At 71.7% G+C, this 2,241-nt stretch carries 3 protein-coding genes; all 3 read right to left on the bottom strand.

Going from position 1 to position 2,241, the window contains the following annotated elements:
* A partial coding sequence (locus VNL12_RS06135) for a Stp1/IreP family PP2C-type Ser/Thr phosphatase (protein WP_325592567.1) occupies positions 1-853 on the bottom strand: 853 nt, incomplete at its 3' end.
* Positions 854-926: 73 nt separating this feature from the next.
* The gene (locus VNL12_RS06130) at positions 927-1,409 is read right to left on the bottom strand and encodes an FHA domain-containing protein (RefSeq protein ID WP_325592565.1); all 483 of its coding nucleotides are present in this window, start codon (positions 1,407-1,409) and stop codon (positions 927-929) included.
* Positions 1,410-1,487: 78 nt separating this feature from the next.
* Positions 1,488-2,144 carry a DUF3662 and FHA domain-containing protein gene (locus VNL12_RS06125; protein WP_325592563.1) on the bottom strand — a complete coding sequence of 219 codons (657 nt, stop codon included), beginning with the start codon at positions 2,142-2,144 and terminating at the stop codon, positions 1,488-1,490.
* Positions 2,145-2,241: the final 97 nt, after the last annotated feature.

Raw genomic sequence — 2,241 nt, 5'->3', positions numbered from 1 at the left:
CCGGCGCGGGCTCGGCGGCGTCGACGAGGCTTTGGTCGACCACGGTGGCGTCGGTCGCGCCCGCGACGGCGGTCGCCCCGCCTGCCGTTGAGGCGCCGGTCGCGGCGGCGCGCGTCGCGCCTCCGCCGTCGTCGGTCACGTCGACCACCACGCAGGTGATGTTGTCGCGCCCGCCACCGGCGTTGGCCAGGCGCACCAGCTCGTGGGCGACGGCGTCGGGGTCCTCGCCGGACGTGAGGGTGTCGACCAGCGTGGTCGGGTCCACCTCGTTGAACAGGCCGTCGCTGCAGAGCAGGAAGCGGTCCCCGGTGAGGGGGAGCAGCGAATCGGAGTCGACCTCGACCTCCTGGTCGATGCCGAGGGCCCGGGTCAAGATGTTGCGCTGCGGGTGGATCGCCGCCTCCTCCTCGCTCAGCTGACCGCCGCGTCGGAGGTCCTCGACGAGGCTGTGATCGCGGCTGAGCTGGTGGAGCTCGCCATCCCGCAACAGGTAGACGCGGGAGTCGCCGACGTTGACCCACGCGATCTCTTCGTCCGCTCCGTCCTGGTTGACCAGGGCGATGGCGACGAGCGTGGTGCCCATCCCGCGGAGCTCGGTGGTGTCCTCGGCGCGCGAGAAGATCCGCCGGTTGGCCTCCTTGACGGCCTCGACCACCGAGGCGGTGGTGGGTTCGGAGATGACCGCCTCGAGCGTCTCCACGGCGATGGCCGAGGCCACCTCGCCGCCCTGGTGGCCGCCCATGCCGTCGGCGACGGCGAAGACCGACACGGCATCGGCGATGAGCTTGGAGTCCTGGTTGTTGGTGCGGAGCTGGCCGACGTCGCTGGCCGATCCCACCCGGAAGCTGGTCATGATCGGGCTCCCGCGGGGCTGGTGACAACGTTCCGCCCCGACAGGATGCCGGGGGAGAGGTGGGAGGAGGTGGTCATCCGAGCTCCATGACGGTGTTGCCGATCTGGACGAGGTCGCCGCGCCGCACCGCCGTGGCGGCAGTGACCTTGGCTCGGTTGACGAAGGTGCCGTTGGTTGAGCCGAGGTCCTCGACCCAGGTCTGGCCGTCGCGGCCGTAGACGCGGGCGTGGATCTGCGAGGCGAAGGTGTCCTCGGGGATGGCGACGTGGCAACCGGCCGCGCGACCGACGGTCATCTCCGGTGCGAGGGGGAAGACCCGCCCGCGCTGGTCCGCTGGTTCCACCACGGTGAGCTGGGTGGGCACCTTGCGGCCCTTGCGCCGCTTGCCCTCGGCGGGCGGGGCGCTGGCCGGCACCGGGCCGCCCCCGCCCCCGCCGCGCTCGAGGGCCTTCGGGGGGTTGACCTCGACCCACACGGCTCGCAGGACGCGGAAGAAGAACAGGTAGAGAAGGGCGAGGACGCAGAACTTGAGGATGGTCAGGAGCTGCTCGGACATGTTGCGGGGAGATTACTGGTCGACCCCGGCCGGACGCGCCCAGGCCCGGGGGGTGCGCCCCCCGGAGGACGTCGCCGGTCAGCTGGCCTCGAACCAGATGCGGGTGCTTCCGAAGCTGATCTCGTTGCCGTCCTCGAGCGGGTGGATCGAGACCCGGGCTCCGTTGACCCGCGACCCGTTGGTCGAGCCCAGGTCGACGAGCACCCAGCCGGCGCCGGCGGGACGGATCTCGGCGTGGTTCCGGCTCACGTTGGGATCCGACAACACGATGGTCGACTCGGCCCGGCGTCCGATGGTGATGACGGCCTCGCCGAGAGGGATCCGGTCGCCGGTGGGCAGCACCAGCGACCCGGCCCCGGCCCCGCCGCGACCCTCGCGGAGTCGCGCCGTCACCTGGCAGGTGCCGGTGCGCACCCCCCCCGGCTCGAGCTCGACGCCGACGGGGCCGAGGAAGGAGTAGCCCTCGTCGCGAGCGTGCTCGCGAGCGGCGTCGGCCAGCTCCCGGGTGAGGCTGTCGGCGATCTCGGTGAAGGCCGTGTGGTCCTCGGCGCTGAGCAGGATCGTGAAGTGGTTGGGCACCACGGTGCGGCCTCGCACGTCGATCGACCGGTTGATGTCCATCTCCCGGGTGAGACGCCGGCCGATCTCGACGGGGCGCAGGCCCGAGCGGAACACGCGCGAGAAGGTCCCCTCCACGGCTTGTTCCAGCCGTCGCTCGAACCCCTTCAGCCCCATCAGGTCACCCGCACCATCGATGGTGGCTGGCTCCGATGAGCGATGCTGTCGGCTCCGCGGGCTCCGCCGCCAGAGAGCCCGTGCTGTTCGGTTCGCT

The organism is Iamia sp., assembly GCF_035575815.1.
Taxonomy (GTDB): Bacteria; Actinomycetota; Acidimicrobiia; order Acidimicrobiales; family Iamiaceae; genus Iamia.
The sequence above is the reverse complement of the archived record's forward strand: the minus strand, read 5'-3'. Positions and strand labels throughout refer to the sequence as shown.